We start from the raw sequence: 18,130 nt of genomic DNA on the forward strand, positions 1-18,130 counted from the left end.
GTCGCGTCCGTACTCGATCAGTCCGCACCAGCCTTGTAGCCGACACCGCGGACCGTCACGACGATCTCGGGGTGCTCGGGATCCTTCTCTATCTTGGACCGCAGCCGCTGCACGTGCACGTTGACCAGCCGGGTGTCGGCCGCGTGCCGGTAGCCCCAGACCTGCTCCAGCAGCACCTCACGGGTGAACACCTGCCAGGGCTTGGAGGCCAGGCAGACGAGCAGGTCGAACTCCAGCGGGGTGAGCTGGATCGTCTCGCCGCTGCGCTTCACCGAGTGACCGGCCACGTCGATGGTCAGGTCGCCGATGGTCAGCGACTCCGGTCCGGGCTCGTCCATCCGGCGCAGCCGGGCCCTGATCCGGGCCACCAGCTCCTTGGGCTTGAACGGCTTCACCACGTAGTCGTCGGCGCCGGACTCCAGGCCCAGCACCACGTCCACGGTGTCGCTCTTCGCGGTCAGCATCACGATCGGCACGCCGGACTCGGCCCGGATCGCCCGGCAGACGTCGATGCCGTCCATCCCGGGCAGCATCAGGTCGAGCAGCAGCAGGTCGGGTTTGAACTCGCGGAAGGCCGGCACCGCCTTGTCGCCGGTCGCGACGAGATAGGTGTCGTAGCCCTCGTTGCGCAGCACAATGCTGAGCATCTCGGACAACGCAGTGTCGTCATCGACGATGAGGACTCGACCCCGCATCGTCCGGTTACCTTCTGCCACGCCTACTCCTCGCCGGTCCGGTCTCAGCGCGCCCAGCGGCCGCTGGTCGTACGCACTACGGATAGTGTCCCATTCCCCAGGTAGCGCACACGCCGGATCGCCGTGCGAGGGTCTGGTGATGACGGTATGGACCGTCCGGGCTGTGATCATGGTGCACGGCCCGGGCCGGAGACAAGCCCGGTGGGGTGGTCACAGAGGGGAGGCACGGGGATGCGGGACGACATCGGCGTTCGGGAGAGCGCGGCGTACTCCGAGCCGCTACGCCCCTGGCTGCCCGCCGACCTGCTGGACAACGCCGCCCGGACCATCTCCGAGAACAAGACGATCATGCTGGGCCTGCCGGTGCTCGCCGGGATCGCGCTGGCCGCCGTCGAGGCCGGGTTGACCCAGCTGACCGTGCCCGGCGGGATCGGCGGCTTCTTCGGCGCGGACGACCCGTTCGAGCAGGCGGGCGCCGCGGTCCTCTTGATGTACGGCGTACAGCTGATCCTCTTCACGGTGGTGTCGAGCCTGCTCGCCGGGATCATCGCGCTGGCCGCGGTGCGGAGCCAGCTCGCTCACCGGGTGGGGCCGCGGGAGCTGCTCCGGCTGGTCCGCCCGTCCCTGCCCGCGCTGGCGGCGGTCGGTATCGTCCAGTCGCTGTCCTTCGTGCTGGTGATCGTCGGGTGGGCGCTGGCCGTGTTCGGCGCCGGGGCCGGTTCGGACGCGGCGATCTCCCCGGAGGCGGCCGGCGCGGTCGCCCTGGTGATGATCCTGGGCGGCGGCGTGCTCGTGCTGATCTTCGGGATCCGCCTCGTCCTGGCCGGGACCGTCGTCCTGATGGAGGGGAAGCACGCGCCCGACATCGGGCTGTACATCCCCGCCCGGGTGGGGATCTGGGGCTCGCTGAAGCGCTCCTGGCAGCTGGTCCGGGGCAAGTTCTGGCGGGTGTTCGGGATCCTGCTGTTCGCCGGGGTCGTGGTGAACATCGTCAGCTATGTACTCCAGTTCGGGATCAGCACGCTGGTGATCACCCTCGGCGCGTGGGCCAGTGACAGCGACAGCAGCGGAGCGACCGTGGTCGCGATCGCCGTGGGTGTCTCGGCCGGGATCGCCACAGTGCTGACGCTGATCGCCAGTCTGGCGTTCATGTCCGCCGTCCAGGCCCTGCTCTACCTCGATCTCCGGGTCCGGCGCGAGGGACTCGATCTCTGGTTGCGTCCGGTGCTCCGGCCGGCCGTCGCGCAACCGCCGCACCTCGCGCAACAGCCGCCACTCCAGCAAGCGCAGCAACCTCATCAGCCGCAGCAGCCCCAGCAACCTCAGTACCCGACAGGACCGGCCTGGTGAGGCCCATCATGCAACTGGAACCGCCCGTCGACATCAGCCGTGACGACGCCGCGAAGGAAGCCGCCAAGGAGTTGTCGAAGCCGGTCTACGGCCAGGCCGGGGACTCGCTGGTGACCCGGGCGATCAACAAGGTGGTGGACTGGATCGGCGAACTGCTGGGCGACCTGACCGGCCAGTCCCCCGACGGCCACCTCGGGCTGATCATGCTGGTCGGCCTGCTCGCCCTGGTCGTGATCGTGGTGCTCTGGCGAGCCGGCGTACTGCGGACCACCCGCGGCACCAAGTCCGCCGCGGTCTTCGACAGCGCCAGACCCCGCACTGCGGCCGAGTACCGCGAGCAGGCGGAGGCCGAGGCCTCCAGTGGCGACTACGCGGCTGCTGTGCGGAGCCGCTTCCGCGCCTGCGTCGCCGAGCTCACCGAACGCACCGTGCTGGACGAACGCGCCGGGCGAACGGCGTACGAGGCGGTGGCGGACGCGGGACGCGTAGTACCGGCTCTGCGGGATCCGTTGCAGCCTGCGGCTCTCGTCTTCACTGAGGTTGTCTACGGCAACCGTCCCGGTACCGCGGAGCGCTACAACGTCGTGGTGGCTGCCGACCAGGCGGCTCGCCACGTGTCGACCCGGGCGCTGGTGCTGGGATGAGCACGACTACTGCGGTCGGGCGGACCGGCGCCGAGAGCTGGCGCGCGCTGCGGACTCCCTTGCTGGTCACGGGTCTCGTCGTCCTGGGCGCCATCGTCATCCTCATCGCCGGCGCCGCCCGGACGTCTGGACCGTTCAGCCCGGACTCCGCCAAGCCGACCGGGGCGATGGCGCTCGCGCGGCTGCTGGAGGACCACGGCGTCGATGTCACCGGCACGGACTTCCTGGGTGAGGCCACCGAGTCAGGAGCCGGCAAGACTCTGCTGGTCGCGCCCACCGGCTCGCTGAGTAGGAGCGACTGGCAGCGGATCTCGGAAGCCCAGTGGAGCCACGTAGTACTGATCCGGCCGAGCCTCCGGGCGCTGGAGACGCTGGCACCCGGCGTACTGGACGCCACCGAGTCCCTGCCCGAGGACAGCCGTGACCCCGGCTGCGAGCTGCCCGCCGCTGTGAAGGCCGGTACTGCGACTGTCGGCGGCACGTCGTACTCCGCACCCGACGCGGCGCACACCTGTTACGGCGACGGCATCAACAACACGCTCGTCCGGACCGAGGTGGACGGCCGGATAGTCGACGTGGTCGGGACCAGCCGCTCCTTCACCAACGCCGAACTCGCCCTGGACGGCAACGCGGCGCTCGCGCTGAACCTGCTCGGCACGCACTCCGAGCTGGTCTGGTATCTGCCGCAGTACGAGACGTCCGGCTACGACGACGAGGAGAACGACGGCCCGCCACTGGTTCCCCCAGAGGTCCGGTACATCGCCTGGGCGCTGGCCTTCGCCGCGTTCGTCGTGGCGCTGTGGCGTGGCCGCCGCCTCGGCCCGGTGGTCCCCGAGCCGCTGCCGGTCATCGTGCACGCGGCCGAGACCACGGAAGGCCGTGCACGGCTCTACCGTCGCTCCCGCGCCCGGGACCGGGCCGCGGCCGCACTGCGGGAGTCCGCGCTCGGCAAGCTCCACAAGGCCCACGGGATCCCCCGCCGGGCCGAGCCGGCCGCCGTGGTGTCGACGGTGGCGGCCCGTACCGGCCGGGACCCGGCCATGCTGTACGAACTGCTCTACGGTCAACCACCGGTCGACGACGCAGCCCTGATGTTCCTGTCCCATGAGCTAGACGTACTGACGCTGGAGGTACGACACCCGTGACGACCGCTATCGAGGTCACTCCCGAGCGCGCCCGGCAGGCCCTGGTCGAGCTGCGGAACGAGATCGGCAAGGCGGTGGTCGGCCAGGAGACCGCTGTCACCGCGCTGGTCCTCGCTCTGCTCTGCCGCGGCCACGTGCTGCTGGAGGGCGTCCCCGGTACGGCGAAGACGCTGATGGTGCGGGCGCTGTCGATGGCGATGCGGCTGGAGACCAAGCGGGTCCAGTTCACCCCGGACCTGATGCCGGGCGACGTCACCGGGTCGCTGGTGTACGACGCGAAGACCAGCGAGTTCGAGTTCCGCCCGGGTCCGGTGTTCACCAACATCCTGCTCGCGGACGAGATCAACCGGACGCCGCCGAAGACCCAGGCCGCGCTGCTCGAGGCGATGGAGGAACGCCAGGTCACCGTCGACGGCAAGCCCCGCAAGCTGCCGGTGCCGTTCGTGGTCGCCGCCACGCAGAACCCGATCGAGTACGAGGGCACCTACCCGTTGCCCGAGGCCCAGCTGGATCGGTTCCTGCTCAAGGTCACCCTGGACATGCCGCCGCGCGACGCAGAGATCGCCGTGCTCGCCAGGCATGCGCAGGGGTTCGACCCGCGCGACCTGGAGGCGGCCGGCCTGCGCCCGGTGGCCGGCCCGGAGGACCTGCTGGCCGGACAAGCCGCGGTACGCCGGGTCGCAGTACGGGAAGACGTTCTGGCGTATGTGGTGGACCTGTGCAGGGCGACTCGGCAGTCCCCGTCGCTGCAGCTCGGGGTGTCGCCGCGTGGCGCGACCGCGTTGCTCGCGGTGGCACGTGCGTGGGCCTGGTTGTCCGGGCGGGACTACGTGATCCCCGACGACGTGAAGGCGATGGCACGTCCTTGCCTTCGGCACCGGATCCAGATCCGCCCGGAGGCCGAGCTGGAAGGCGTCACCGCGGACGCAGTACTGGAGAGCGTGCTGGCCACGGTGCCGGTACCACGCTGATGGTCGTCACCGGCCGGGCGGGCCTCCTTGCCGCGCTCGGCGTCGTCTTCGTCGCGGTGCTGATGCCGAGCTGGGGTGGCGTCGGCCTGGTCGTCGCCGCCGTGCTGCTGGTCTGTGTGGTGGACCTGTTGCTGGCGGGCTCGCCGCGACGGTTGCAGCTCAGCCGGGAGGGCGACACCGCCGTACGGCTTGGTGAACGGGCTGTGGTGACGATGCTCGTGGCCAACCCGGGCCGGAGGGTCAAGGGGCTGCTCCGGGACGCCTGGCCGCCTTCTGCTGGGGTACAGGACCCGCCGCACAAGGTCGACTTGCCCAACGGCGACCGGCGACGATTCGTGACTCACCTGATCCCCACTCGCCGTGGAGATCGGCACGCCTATCGGGTCACCATCCGGTCGATCGGACCCCTCGGCTTCGCAGGCCGGCAGGGATCGCACCAGGTGCCGTGGACCGTGCGAGCGCTGCCGCCCTTCAACAGCCGCAAGCACCTGCCCTCGCGGCTGGCGCGGCTCCGCGAGCTCGATGGCCGGACCGCCTTGCTGGTAAGGGGTCAGGGCACCGAGTTCGACTCGCTGCGGGACTACGTGCCGGGCGACGACGTCCGCAGCATCGACTGGCGAGCCACCGCCCGCCGCGGCAACGTAGTACTGCGGACCTGGCGACCCGAGCGGGACCGGCAGGTCGCCATCGTCATCGACTCGGGCCGGATGTCCGCGGGCCGGGTCGGCGACGCGCCACGGCTGGACCACGCGATGGACGCCGCCTTGCTGCTCGCCGCGCTGGCCACTCGTGCCGGGGACCGGGTTTCCTTGCTGGCTTGCGATTCCGAGGTCCGCGCTGATGTCCGGCGACCGGCGCCCGAGGATGTGCTGCCGTCGTTCGTGAACGCGCTGGCGAACGTTGATGCCGAGCTGGTCCAGACAGACTTCCGGGTCGTGGTGTCGCAGGTGCTCGAACGCCTCGGCCAGCGGTCGCTCGTAGTACTGCTGACCGGGTTGGACCCTGCAGTGATCGAGGAGTCCCTGCTGCCGGTGATCGGCCCGCTCCTGCGCCGCCACGTCGTCGTACTGGCGTCAGTGGCCGACCCAAGACTCGCGGAGATGGAACTGGAGCGCTCGGACCTGATCGAGGTGTACGGCGCCGCCTCAGCCGCGCGAACCCGGCTGGACCGGGAGCGAGTGACAGCGGTACTCACGCGAGCCGGCGTGACGGTAGTTGACGAAGCCCCAGACCAGATCGCCCCAGCCCTCGCCGACACCTACCTGGCCCTGAAGAAGGCCGGCCGGCTCTAGACCACTGGCCGGTCCAGGTGCGTTCAGGTCATCGTCGGCCGGGCCTGGGCGAAGGTCCAGCGGTGGCCTTCGAGATCCTCGGCCTCATAAAGGCGATACCCGTGCTGACGGATCTCGGAGACGATCTTGGCGCCGTTCTCCGAACTGCGGGCGAAGTGCGCGTCGAGATCGTCGACGTACACCCAGACGGCGTGGTCGACCGGCTTCGCACCGGAGGCTCGCTCCTTCAGCTCGAAGAGCAGGATCGCCGAAGCGCCGACATGAAGCTCGAGCCAGGTGGGCCGCTCGCCGTCTGCCGGAATCCGATCCCGCGACTCCAGGCCGAACACCGTGTGCAGCCAACGGGCCGCCGCGGCCGGATCCTCGTAGTACAAGGCGATATTCAACCGATCGAGCTCCCGCGGTTGTGTGGGCGCCGCGTCTCGCTGGGTAGCCCAGGCAGCGAGCCACGGGATCACGTTCGGCCAGAAGTAGAAGGCCTTCTCGCCGCCCGGGACCAGGGCCTGCTCCACGCTGACCCGTGTTCCACTGTCGATGGGGTCGAAGCGGACCTCTGTCGTAGAGTCGTCCACCGAACTGCGGTAGGCCAGCCGTGATCCAGGCTCCCAGGCGGTGATCCGACCCAGCTCGAGCACATCCTCGTCGGACGTTTCGCTCGCCGGCCGGTAGACCTCCAGGATCCGGCCGCCCACTCCTGGCTCGATCTGCATCCCCACCGCCCGAGCGGCGTCGAAGAAGTTGATCGGTCCCCGGACCCACCACAGGTCGATCTCGTCGGTGAAGATCCGGAACGCGGTCGCGGGATCTGCGGCGACCTCGACGGACGCCGACGCGGACTGCTCGGTCACGATGACTCCCTCTGCTCGACGTGCTTCTTGAACGCGCCCAACTGTTCCTGCCAGTGCGCCTGGACCTGGTCGAGCCAGGCCTGGACGGCGACAACGGGCTCAGGGCGCAAGCGGAAGATCCGAACCCTGGCGTCGTCCGGCACTCGCTCGTCGGTGATCAGGCCGGCGGCCAACAGGATCCGCAGGTGGCGGCTCATGGCCGGCGACGACGAACCGGTCGCCTCCGCGAGGTGCCCGGCCCGCCGCGGCCCCTCGCCCAGCAACTGCACCACCCGCCTACGAGTCGGATCCGCCAGCACCTCGAAGAACCGGTCAACCTGGTCGTTCACCATGCCCGCAATAGTTGCACTACTCGTTAACTATTATCAAGCCCCTCGAACGCTCTAACGGACCACCAGGGTCGCCGTCACCTGGTGGCTCAGCGATGTGTTGTTACCGGTCACTTTGAGGGTGAAGGTGCCGCGTGCCGTGGCCCAGGTCGTCTTGACCTTCAACGTCGCCGATCCTGGAGCGACGACGGGATTGCCGGTCCAGGTCGCCGACGAGTTGACCGGCAGGCCCGTGATCTTCAACGAGACCGAGCCGTTGAAGCCCCCGATCGACGACACCGCGACTGTGTACGTCGCAGTTTGCGTCCGCGTGACGCTGATCGAGGCCGGGCTCATCGTGACCGCGAAGTCGCGCGGATTCACGACCAGAGTCACAGTGACCGCATGACTGAGCGCTCCGCTGCTCGCGTTCACGGTGACCAGATAGCTGCCGCTCGCGGCCGCAGCCTGCGTCGTGATGCTGAGCTGCGCCGTCCCCTCACCATGAACGACCGCAGGACTGAAGGTCGCAGTGCCCACGGCCGCCGGCAGGCCGTCGGCCGTCAAGGTGACGTCACCGGTGAACCCATTGAGAGCAGACACGCCGATGCCGTACGTCGCCACGGCACCGGCGGAGACGGTCTGGCTGGACGGCGTGGCCGCCACGGTGTAGTCCGGTGGTGGCACAACGGTGAGTGAGGCCGGGACCGAGCGAGTGGTGGTGCCGCTGGTTCCGGTGATGGTCAGCGCACTGGAACCTGTCGTGGCCGGGGCCACCACAGTCAGGCGGGAGGTGCCGCTGCCGCCGGTGACGACCGGCGGATCGAAGGTCGCGGTTCCACCAGCCGGCAGCCCGGTCAGCGAGAGCCCGACATCATCCGAGAATCCGCCGCTTCCACTGACTGTCACTGTGTACTGCGCGCTGCCGCCGGGCTGCGTGGTCGCAGACGCGGGTGCTACTGCCACGGCGAAGTCCGGCGTGCTCCGCAGCCAGTTGTACGACGCCAGTACGTCGAGTCGTCCGGAACCGTAACTGTCGTCGGCGCCGGCGGGTCCGAGGTCGACCGCACCCTGCTGCAGCGCAGAGACCTGCCGGTCGGCGGTCAACCCGGGCATTGTCTGCAGCAGCAGGGCAAGCGCACCCGCGACGTGCGGTGCGGCCAACGAGGTTCCCGACGCGTCGAGGTAGCCGCCGTACAGGTCCGTAGTGCGGATATCGGTGCCAGGGGCCACCAGTTGCGGGTAGCCCGCCTGACCGCAGGCGGACGGTCCACGGCTGCTGAACGGGGCGATCGTGTCGGTGTCGTCGACCGAGCCGACCGCGAGCGCCTCCGGGTTGTTGGCGGGACTGGCCGACGTACCGGCGGTCGGACCATAGTTGCCCGCGGCAAAGACCGGCACGATGCCGGCCGCCCGGAGGTTGCGCAGATCGGGCTGGAAGTCGAGGCTGCAGGTTCCCGCCGCCATGGTCCAGGAGTTGTTCACCACGTTCGGGGCGTCGGCGGTGGCCGGGTTGCCGTCGGGATCCAGCAGCCACTGGTACCCGAGATGGATCCCCGTCGAGGTCGCCTGGCCGCGGTCGTTGAAGATCTTGACCGCGATCCACCGGGCGTCCGGCGCGACGCCGACCGACGTGCCGCCGCCGTCGCCGCCGACCATCACGCCCATCGTCTGGGTTCCGTGACCGAACACGTCGGTCGGCGTTGACGGGTGCTGCCCGTTCGGGTCGTACCAACTGTTGGCACCACCACGCCAGCGAACGGCCAACTCCGGATGGCTGAGATCGACACCGGTGTCCATCGAGGCGACCACCATCCCGTGGCCGCGGTAGCCCAGGTCCCACAGCGCCGGCGCGTTCACCTGGGCGACGTTCGGCTCGGCGGCCGAGGCGGTGGTGACCGTCGGCGCCTGGATCGTCGAGTCCGGACGGACCGCACCGACCTCCGGCCGGCGGGCAAGTTCCGCCGCCACGCTCGCGCGGACCCGGGCCCCGATCGCGTTGGTGATCCACAGCGGTACGACGGAGGTCACCCGCCCCTGACCCCGGCGTACGGCGAGCAGGTCCCGCACGCCGGGCTGAGTCCTGGTCGCGTGGTCCCGCAACGTCTTCTCCAGCGACCGGAGTCGCTCGCGGCGATCCGGCGAGACCACCGGGCCAGGCACGACCTGGGACTTCATCACCACGATGACGTCGACGAAGGGGTCAGGCTGGGGAGCGGCCCAAGCGGTTCCCGAGAGGCCGAGAGCGGTGACCATCGCGATCACCAGCGGCCGGCAGCGCACCATCATCCTGAACCTCCTCTGGACCTGCGAAGGAACCACCAGGTGAAGGCCACCAGCGCCCCTTCGAGCAACAGCAGGGCGGCGACATCGACGTACGGCGCCAGTGGGCGGCCCGACGCAACCGGCGCCTCCACAGGAGACACCCTCCAGTCGAGCGGTACTGCGTACTCCTGGCCGGCGCGATGCACGACTGCGATGAGTCGCAGCGCGCCGGCGGCCTCGGCCTGATAGGTGGCGAAGTAACGAGTGCTGGTCAGCCGTTCGAGGGCCACCGTCTGATCACCTGGTGCCACGCCGAACTGCAGGTCGATCTGATCGATAGGCGCCGGTGAAGGCCGCCGGCTGCTCTCCGCGAGGACCGTGAACCAGTTCGCCCCCGGCTGGTTCGGCGTCGCCGAGACCGTCACCACGAGGTCGGCGACGGATCCACTCCGGGTCAGGGCGGTGCGGTCAGCCGGCCCGTCGGCGCTGGAGAAGCCCGGCGAAGCATCGGAGACGCTTGCTGCGGCGCCCAGCGGCGGCGGCTGGTTGACAAGCGCGGCGACGGCGACCAGCAGTACCAGACCTACACCGGTCTCCACCGCGATCGTGCGAGCCGGTCGCGGCCGCTGCCGCAGCCGTCGGGCGTTGATCAGTCCCAGGACACCCATCGCCGCCAGCAGACCTGTCTTGAGCAACAGCAGCCGCCCGTACGACGAGGCGATCAGGCTGCTCGTGGTGGCGACCTGGAGGCCGGCACTATAGAGACCCGTCACCAGCAGGAGCAGAACGCTGCCCCCGGCAAGAACTGAGAACGGTCCACGACAGCTCCTGACGAGCAGGGCGAGGTCTGATCGGGAACGGCCTCGTGGCCAGAGAACAACCAGCAGTGCGGGCACGGCGCCGAGCCAGAGCAACCCCGTGAAGGCATGAACCGCGCCGGCGGCAAGAGCGGCAGGCCGGCCCGAAGGCAGCGCCGCCGCATGACTGCCGAGAGCCTCGACCCACATGAGCAGGGCGAGCAGCGCCACGACGGCGATCTCGAGCTGCCATCGCCGACGACCCGGCCCGCGCAGAATCACTACCAGGACGCACAGCACCACCAACGCGGCCGTGTGAACGATCCAGAGCCGGCCCCAGTCCCCACCGAGTACGTCGGTGAGCTCGGACGCTCTGACGAGCAGGTCCGCAATGCTGATGAGCAATGCCATCAGGCCGGCCGCCAATGCGGTGGTCAGGAGCCGTCGGCGAGCAGTTGCGAAGACGGATTCCGGATCCTCCCGTCGGCCGACGACGAGCAGGCATACCGCCAGCGGACCGACCAGACCGGCCAGCGAGGCCAGCGCGGCCCACCGTCGAACCAGTTCGGTGGACGATCCGTCGGACGACGGCAAGAAGGCACTGGCGGCGCCGATGGCGAACAGCACCGTCCCGTTCGTCGCGTGACCGTCCTCCGCCGACACGGCTTCCCAGACAAGTCCATAGGAACCAGGCGCCAGCCGCGGTAGCACGACTGCGATCACCCGCGGATCACCGGACCCCCCGACCAGCCGGGTGCCCGCAACGTTTGCACCCCGGTGGTCGATCAAGCGCGCAGTACTCCGGCTCGTCGCCATCTCGTCGCTGAACCAGAGCCTGGCCAGGCCAGGGGACTCGGCGAGCACGGCTCCGCTGGCGGGATCCGCCCGGACCAGAACGGTGTGCGCCGCGGCCGTGGACGGCAGCAGACCGATGGCGATGGCGACGGCCAGCATCACCAAGCAGCGACGCACGGCTCCCCTTCCCGGCGGCGCCGATGCATCGACGCCGACAGCTCGACGATAGGAAGGGCCCTGATGGTTCGGCCCGTTCATGACCGGACCGTCACTTCATGACGGGACCGTCATCCTCCGGCCGCCTTCCATGACCGCCCGATGACCCGCAGGTGACGGTGCGGTCATGCTGCGCTCCGGGCCCCGCGATCGGCCGGATGATCACAGCCAGATGTCAGCACCAGGCGGTGTCAACCTGACTCCTGCCACCGGGAGGGTGGATCCGATGTCTGCAGCTGCGTGGAAACGAACAACCCCTGCGCGTCCTGGCCGCCGCGACCGGAAGCGATCGTCGATCGCCCGGCTGGTGGTCTTCGCGATGGTGTTCGCCTTCCTGCCTGGAATCGCGTCCCTGCGCTCGTCGGGACCGCTGGCCGCTCCGAAGGCCCAGGCAGCCGCCGCCTGTCCGTCCGGCGGCTGTCAGGTCACCATCGACGCCCGGGACTTCCCCACCGGTACGCCGCTGGCGCACTTCAACTATGTGGTCAACCTCGACAACACGAAGCTGCCGAACGATCCCAAGGCGCTGAACACCGAGAGCAACAGCCCGATCGTGCGCGAGGGCAACGAGGTCCGCGACACCGTCTCGCTGCCGGCCGGCCGGTACCTGATCTCGGTCCGCGCGGTGGACCACAAGCTGTGGGGCAAGCACATCACCCTGCCCGCGGACGCGGATGTCACCGGCAATCTGACCGCGCGCATCGACCTGACGGTGCAGAGCGAGGCGCATCCCCTGCCACTGGGCAAGATCCGGGTCTTCGTCTTCGAGGACAACGCCTGGGCCAACGGCGCACCTGACACGGAGGAGGGCGGCCTGACCGGCTTCCAGGTCGGGCTCGAGGAGCAGACCCACAGCGCCGTCACGGTCGACTACAACAACCAGCCGTTGTGTGGTGGCCTGTGCCTGACCAACGGCGACGGCTTCGCCCAGCTGAACGACCTCGGTCCCGCGACCTACTTCATCGACGTGCACCCACCGGACAAGGCCTGCAACAGCAACCCGGACAGCCGCTGGTACCAGACCACCACGATCGACGGTGGACTCCAGTTGCTCGCCCCCGTCGAGGAAGGCAGCGACGGCACCGGCGCGCCCGGCGAGCAGCTCTGGGAGCCGCCGACGGCCCGGACCGCCTACTGGTTCGGCTTCGTCTGCTCACCGCAGCCTTTCGCGACCCCCGGCACGGGTGAGATCACCGGTACGGCGCGCAACTGGCAGGGCTGGCCGCCGTTCGACCAGCTCACCCTCGGCGAGCCGGTGGAGCAGCCGTTCGTGGCGCTGAGCGACTCGAGCACGGACCGCACCGTGTTCATCGACCAAGGCGATGCCCAGGGCAACTTCGACATCCAGAACGTGCCGCCGGGCAGTTACAACCTCGCGCTCTGGGACGAACAGTTGTCCTACATCATGCGAATCGTCCCGGTGACAGTGGGAGCCGGTGAGACAGTCACTGTCGGCGATCCCGATCCGGTCCGCCCGGACGAACAGGGACTCGGCGTGTCCCGCTGGTTCGGCTGGCTGGACGGCCATGTCTACAAGGACCTGAACGGCAACGGTGTCCGCGACTCCGGTGAACCCAGTATCGCCAACACCGATATGGACCAGCGGTGGCGGGACGGCTCGATCAAGGAGGCCACTGTCACCAACCCGTCCGGCTATTACCAGTACCCGACGGCGGAGGGCGGCCCGCTCGGTCGCTGGATCGTCAACGAGCAGGGCTTCGCGCGGTTCGGCGTCAGCGGCGCCGCCGTGCACGACGAGTACGACCCCAGCGTCGTGACGCACATCCCGACCGACCTCGGTGGCGCGCTCCTCACCAACCAGTTGCTCACCGAGGGACACCGGGCGACGGTCGACTGGGGCAAGACGGACTACCCCGCCGGTACGCCGGGACAGATCGTCGGCATCACCTACTTCTCGACCACCCGCAACGAGTTCGACGCGCGGATGCAGGCTCACGAGGACTACGAGCCCGCGGTCCCCGACGTCACGGTCTACCTCGAGGCGCTCGGCCCGGACGGTGAGCCCAACACCGCCGACGACGTCGTCGTGAACAAGTACGTGACCGATCACTGGACCCAGCCGAGCGGCACCCCACCGTCCGACCCCGCCACCTACGCCCCCGGCTGCTCCGTCCGCGACGCCACCGGCGCCGACATCAGCAGCACCCTGAACCCCGCCATCGGGCCGAACTGTCTCGAGGTCCCGATCACCGGTGAGCAGACCAAGGACGGCGCGTTCGACGGCGGTTACGCCTTCGCCGACTTCTGCCCGGGCGGCTACGACCTGGCAGCCGACGACGGCACCTGTACGGGTGGCGGCGACCCAACCCCCCTGGTCGCCGGCACCTACATCACGCACGTGGTGATGCCGACCGACGGTACCGACACGCGCAGCTGCAACCCGGCCGGCTCCCAGCAGGTCACGCATGCCAAGGGCGCCGTCCCCGGCGACGGCACCGGCTGTCTCTACCGGCCGGTCCGCGAGGAGGACGTGAACGTTGACCTCGGCAACCACTTCACGCCGGCCATCCCGCCACCGCCCTGTACCGGTGACGACCACGTCATCGACCAGTCGACCCTGGTGACCCGTAGCAACTACTTCGGCGTCTCCGGCGCGCACGCACCCTTGTGCGACAAGCGCCTGGTCGTGCTGCAGAACAGCCAGAACGCCAACGCCGACTTCAACCTGATGACCAACTTCCTCACCGACCCGAACGGCGAGAACGCGGACGACACCCGGATCGGCGACGTGGCCGAACCGGGGCGCCTGGTCGGCCAGGTGTTCAACGACATCTACTTCGAGCGCAACCCGCAGTCGCCGTGGTACGGCGAGCCGCGGCCGATCGGCGGCATCCCGGTCGGCATCTACGCCCGGGTCGACACCGCCGGCCCCGGCGGCAACGCCAACCTGCCGTACGACGCCAACAACTGGCGGCTGCTCACCACCGTGACGACCAGCCCGGACGGCTCCTTCGAGGCGCTCGTGCCGTCCACCGAGACGCTCAACTGCCCGATCCCGCAAGGCCCCTGCCCCGGCATGTACCTTGTCAAGGTCGATGATCCCGGCAGCAAGACCGCCCCGAACGCGGGCTACAACCCGAACCTGCTCACCGCCACGACACCGGCCGAGGCGTGGCCGGGTCTGACCACGCAGCTCGACCTGCCGCTCGACCCGATCTCGGGCACCGGTTGCGAGGATCCGGCCGTTCCCGCCCGGCCCGAGCTGCTCCAGGTCTCCACACCGGTCGTTCCGGCCACCGGAAGTCGCCAGATCACCATCCAGGGTGACTTCATCGGGACCACGGGGACGGCCACCGGCGGCGCCGGCGTACGGGCGACGCTGACCGATGCGCGCAACGGCCAGGTGCAGACCCTGACCAGAGCCAACGGCGGCATCGTGAGCTGGACGCCCGGGACGTCCGGCACTACCGGTACGCCCGACACCATCGTCATCAACGTGCCCGCGCTCGCCTCCAACATAGCGGCGAACCTCTTGCCCAATGCAACCTTCCGGCCGGGGCCGAAGCAGCTTACCCTGACCACTGCCGACGTCAACGGCGGGGTGTCCACCGCGAACGGCATCACCCTGCACGTGATGGGCTCGAACGGCACCGGCACCAACACCGTCAGCTACAACCCGAACGTGGTGAACGTCGCGGCGCCGACCCTGACCGGCCACCAGCTGCAGACCGCCATCGACGCGGCGCCGGCGAAGAGCCTGCTGGTGCTGCAGCCAGGCACCTACAACGAGAACGTGCTGGTGTGGAAGCCGCTGAAGATCCAGGGCAAGGGCCCGGGCGGCATCATCGGCGCGCACGAGTTCCAGGCGCGTGACCCGGAGGACCCACGGTTCCACGTCCTCGGCTCGGTGATCGACGGCCGCTACTTCCAGCAGAACGCGACGGCTTACGACGCCCTGGTCACCGCGCACGGCCCGTATGCCGACCCGTCCCACCCCGTACTGCGGGGCGCGGACGTGACGGTGGTCGCCCAGGACACCGCGGCGTACAACCTGACGCCGGTGACGGCCGCGCTGAACCAGCCGGCCTTCAACCAGTCCCGGGTCGACGGTGTCGCCCTGATGACCGGGTCGGGTGAGGGCGCCGGCGGCATCCAGCTGCAGGCCTCGATCAACAACGAGCAACTCACCAACAACGTGCTCGAGAACAACTCCGGGGTCGTTGCCGGCGGCATCGGTGTCGGGCAGCCCTACGCCCACGCCGGTCACAACTACAGCGTCCGGATCGCCAACAACAGAGTGCTCGGCAATGGCGGCCTGACCCAGGCCGGCGGCGTGGGCATCTTCTACGGCTCGAACGACTACGAGGTGGCGAGCAACATCGTCTGCTCGAACTTCAGCGTCAACTACGGCGCGGGTGTCTCCCACATCGGGCTCAGCCCGAACGGGAACATCCACGACAACCAGATCTACTACAACGACTCCGTCGACTCCGGCGCGGGCGTGGCGATCGAGTCGGAGATCCCGGTCGGCGGCGGCGCGCTCGGCGACGGCACCGGCGCGGTGTCGCTGGACAAGAACCTGATCCAGAGCAACTACTCCGCCGACGACGGCGGCGGGTTGTTCGTGCTCGACGCGCTGAACGCCGCGATCAGCATTCGCGACAACATGATCGTCGACAACGGCTCGGCCGACATCGGTGGCGCCATGCTGCTCGACGACTCGTCGAACGTGCGGATCATCAACAACACCGTGGCCAACAACGTGTCCACCGCCTCGTCGGAGAACTCGGCGATCGGGGTCCCGCACTCGGCCGGACTCGCTTCCGAGGGCAACGACCCGCTCTGGCAGAACGACGCCCGCTACGTCGCGCAGTACCCGAATGCCGCGACCAGGCCGGACTTCTCCAGGCCGACGGCTCAGTTCAACGACATCTTCTGGAACAACAACGCCTTCACCCTGACCGGCTTCGGGCCGGGCGCGACCCTGGTGGACGAGGGGTTCATCGACTTCGAGGTGCACGGGACGACGAACAACGCCGACACCTTCGTACCCCGCTACTCCGACCTGACCAACGGGCAGATCCTCGGTCCGGACGGGATCCAGCACGCGCTGCCGGCCGGCCAGGGCAACATCGTCGGCACCGACCCGCTGTTCGTCACGCCGTTCACGCTCGAGCTGACCGTGTCCGGCTCCCGGCTCGACCCCCAGACCGCGGCCGTCACCATCACCGGCGCCGATCCGCCCGTGGGGCTGACTGGCAACTACCACCTGCAGGGCACCACCCCGCTGGTGGACCGCGGGGTCCGCTGCTCCAACGCCACCGTACCGCCGCCCGCCGCGCCCAGCCCCTGCCTGGGCGGCGGGATCCAGGCACCGAGCTTGACCCCCGCACTCGGTGGACTGGGCGACTACGACAGCCAGTACCGGCCGCAACTGCGGACGCCCCGGATCCGGACTCCATGGGATCTCGGCGCGGACGAACTGACCGGCGTACCCGTCCCACTGCCGTGAAGTGAGCGTGAAGTTGCCATGAGCAAACAGCGAGCAGGCGCTCCGAGGGAGGACGCGATGGCACCGCAGAAGGCCGGCCTGGGACGCCGGGGTTTCCTGAAGGCCACCGGGCTCGGCGCCCTGGGCACCCTGGCCGCCGGCGGGGTGATCCAGGCCGTCGGGACCGCCTCCGCGGCCACCACCACGCTGGCCCTGGCCGCGACCGACGGGTATGCCGTGGTGCCTGGCCGGGAGAACGACCCGCTGTACATCTTCGGGTTCATCCCGGTCAGTCCGACGGCCACCGTGGACGCGCTGATCCAGCAGTACAAGGGACATGCGCAGACCAGCGCACCGACGCTGGACTTCCGGCAGAACGACGACATCAAGATCACCCTGACCAACCTCGGCCTGGTGCAACGCCCCGACCTGACCGACTCGCACACGATCCACTGGCACGGCTTCGACATCCCGTCACCGCTGAACGACGGCGTCCCCGAGGTGTCCGTCGCGGTACCGATCAGCCGGCAGTTGACGTACTTCTACCGGCCGCACCGCGAGGGCACGTACATGTACCACTGCCACTTCGAGGACGTCGAGCACGTGCAGATGGGGATGACCGGCATCGTGTTCGTGCGCCCACTCCAGGACGGTACGTCGCTCGGGGGCTTCACACGGTTCGCCTACAACGACGGTGACGGGTCGACCGGCTACGACCGGCACTTCGCGATTCTGCTGAACGAGTACTGGAGCACCTTCCACGATGGCGACCGCGACATCCAAGAGTCGATCGCCACGGACTACGAGCCGCAGTGGTTCACTCTGAACGGCCGCTGCTATCCGCAGACACTGTTGCCGAACGACGACCCCGCGCTGCCCGCGACCTTGCGGATCGCCACACCGAACGCGAACTACGACGACGCACCCGACTACAGCCTGCCGAACTCGGCGCTGATCCAGGTGAACCCGGGTGACCGGGTCCTGCTTCGGCTGGCGAACCTGGGCTACCAGCAGCATGCGATGCAACTGCCCGGCCTGCCGATGCACGTGGTCGGGCAGGACGCCTCGCTGCTGCGCAACGGCACCGTCGACACGTCGTACTGGACCAACACGCTGTACATCGGGCCCGGCGAGGCCAGGGACTTGCTGTTCGACGCTCCTGCCTATGCGGCAACACGGCCGTCCGACACCGACAGCCGGGGCAGCTACAACGTCTACTACTTCAAGAACCGGGACTGGCGCAGGTTGTCCAGCCTCGGCGCGCCCGGCCCCAGCGGGATGATGACCGAGGTTCGGGTGTACCAGAACCCGTTGCCCCCGCAGACCGCCGTGAGCCAGACCTATGTCTGAGC

12 protein-coding genes are annotated in these 18,130 nt (G+C 69.1%); 7 read left to right on the forward strand and 5 right to left on the reverse strand.

The genetic code is table 11. The annotated features are described in order from the left end of the window. Positions 1–17: 17 nt before the first annotated feature. Positions 18–695: an MtrAB system response regulator MtrA gene (mtrA, locus tag EV644_RS02730; RefSeq protein ID WP_026163715.1), complete on the reverse strand. Its 678-nt coding sequence runs from the start codon at positions 693–695 to the stop codon at positions 18–20. Between the two features lie 231 nt (positions 696–926). Here mtrA and EV644_RS02735 point away from each other — a divergent pair, with 231 nt between their 5' ends. From EV644_RS02735 to EV644_RS02755, 5 genes are read left to right on the forward strand one after another with little or no spacing between them, the layout of a single operon-like run. Then, positions 927–2,045: a hypothetical protein gene (locus EV644_RS02735; RefSeq protein ID WP_132187112.1), complete on the forward strand. Its 1,119-nt coding sequence runs from the start codon at positions 927–929 to the stop codon at positions 2,043–2,045. An 8-nt stretch (positions 2,046–2,053) separates the two neighbouring features. Further along, complete coding sequence (locus tag EV644_RS02740) at positions 2,054–2,689, forward strand: DUF4129 domain-containing protein (protein WP_241997798.1); 636 nt, start codon at positions 2,054–2,056, stop codon at positions 2,687–2,689. Further along, on the forward strand, positions 2,686–3,834 hold the full coding sequence (locus EV644_RS02745) for a DUF4350 domain-containing protein (protein WP_132187111.1): 1,149 nt from the start codon (positions 2,686–2,688) through the stop codon (positions 3,832–3,834). The genes EV644_RS02740 and EV644_RS02745 overlap by 4 nt, the downstream gene beginning before the upstream one ends. Then, entirely contained in the window at positions 3,831–4,805 is a 975-nt protein-coding gene (locus EV644_RS02750) for an AAA family ATPase (protein WP_132187110.1), read from the forward strand. Before EV644_RS02745 ends, EV644_RS02750 begins: the two co-directional genes overlap by 4 nt. Further along, positions 4,805–6,097 (forward strand): DUF58 domain-containing protein, encoded by a 1,293-nt coding sequence (locus tag EV644_RS02755; protein WP_132187109.1) that lies wholly within the window; start codon positions 4,805–4,807, stop codon positions 6,095–6,097. The genes EV644_RS02750 and EV644_RS02755 overlap by 1 nt, the downstream gene beginning before the upstream one ends. Positions 6,098–6,120: 23 nt before the next feature. Here EV644_RS02755 and EV644_RS02760 read toward each other — a convergent pair whose 3' ends face one another. From EV644_RS02760 to EV644_RS02775, 4 genes are read right to left on the reverse strand one after another with little or no spacing between them, the layout of a single operon-like run. Continuing rightward, positions 6,121–6,945 (reverse strand): VOC family protein, encoded by an 825-nt coding sequence (locus tag EV644_RS02760; RefSeq protein ID WP_132187108.1) that lies wholly within the window; start codon positions 6,943–6,945, stop codon positions 6,121–6,123. Continuing rightward, positions 6,942–7,277, reverse strand: coding sequence for an ArsR/SmtB family transcription factor (locus tag EV644_RS02765; protein ID WP_132187107.1), 336 nt, complete (start codon positions 7,275–7,277; stop codon positions 6,942–6,944). Before EV644_RS02765 ends, EV644_RS02760 begins: the two co-directional genes overlap by 4 nt. Positions 7,278–7,328: 51 nt before the next feature. Next, positions 7,329–9,542, reverse strand: coding sequence for a S8 family serine peptidase (locus tag EV644_RS02770; protein WP_132187106.1), 2,214 nt, complete (start codon positions 9,540–9,542; stop codon positions 7,329–7,331). After that, complete coding sequence (locus EV644_RS02775) at positions 9,539–11,287, reverse strand: copper resistance CopC/CopD family protein (protein ID WP_158292722.1); 1,749 nt, start codon at positions 11,285–11,287, stop codon at positions 9,539–9,541. Before EV644_RS02775 ends, EV644_RS02770 begins: the two co-directional genes overlap by 4 nt. A 265-nt stretch (positions 11,288–11,552) precedes the next feature. Here EV644_RS02775 and EV644_RS02780 point away from each other — a divergent pair, with 265 nt between their 5' ends. After that, the gene (locus EV644_RS02780) at positions 11,553–16,799 is read left to right on the forward strand and encodes a hypothetical protein (RefSeq protein ID WP_158292723.1); all 5,247 of its coding nucleotides are present in this window, start codon (positions 11,553–11,555) and stop codon (positions 16,797–16,799) included. A 57-nt stretch (positions 16,800–16,856) separates the two neighbouring features. Beyond that, positions 16,857–18,128: a multicopper oxidase domain-containing protein gene (locus EV644_RS02785; protein ID WP_158292724.1), complete on the forward strand. Its 1,272-nt coding sequence runs from the start codon at positions 16,857–16,859 to the stop codon at positions 18,126–18,128. The last annotated feature ends 2 nt before the right edge of the window (positions 18,129–18,130 follow it).

It is taken from the genome of Kribbella orskensis (assembly GCF_004342085.1).
Taxonomy (GTDB): Bacteria; Actinomycetota; Actinomycetes; order Propionibacteriales; family Kribbellaceae; genus Kribbella; species Kribbella orskensis.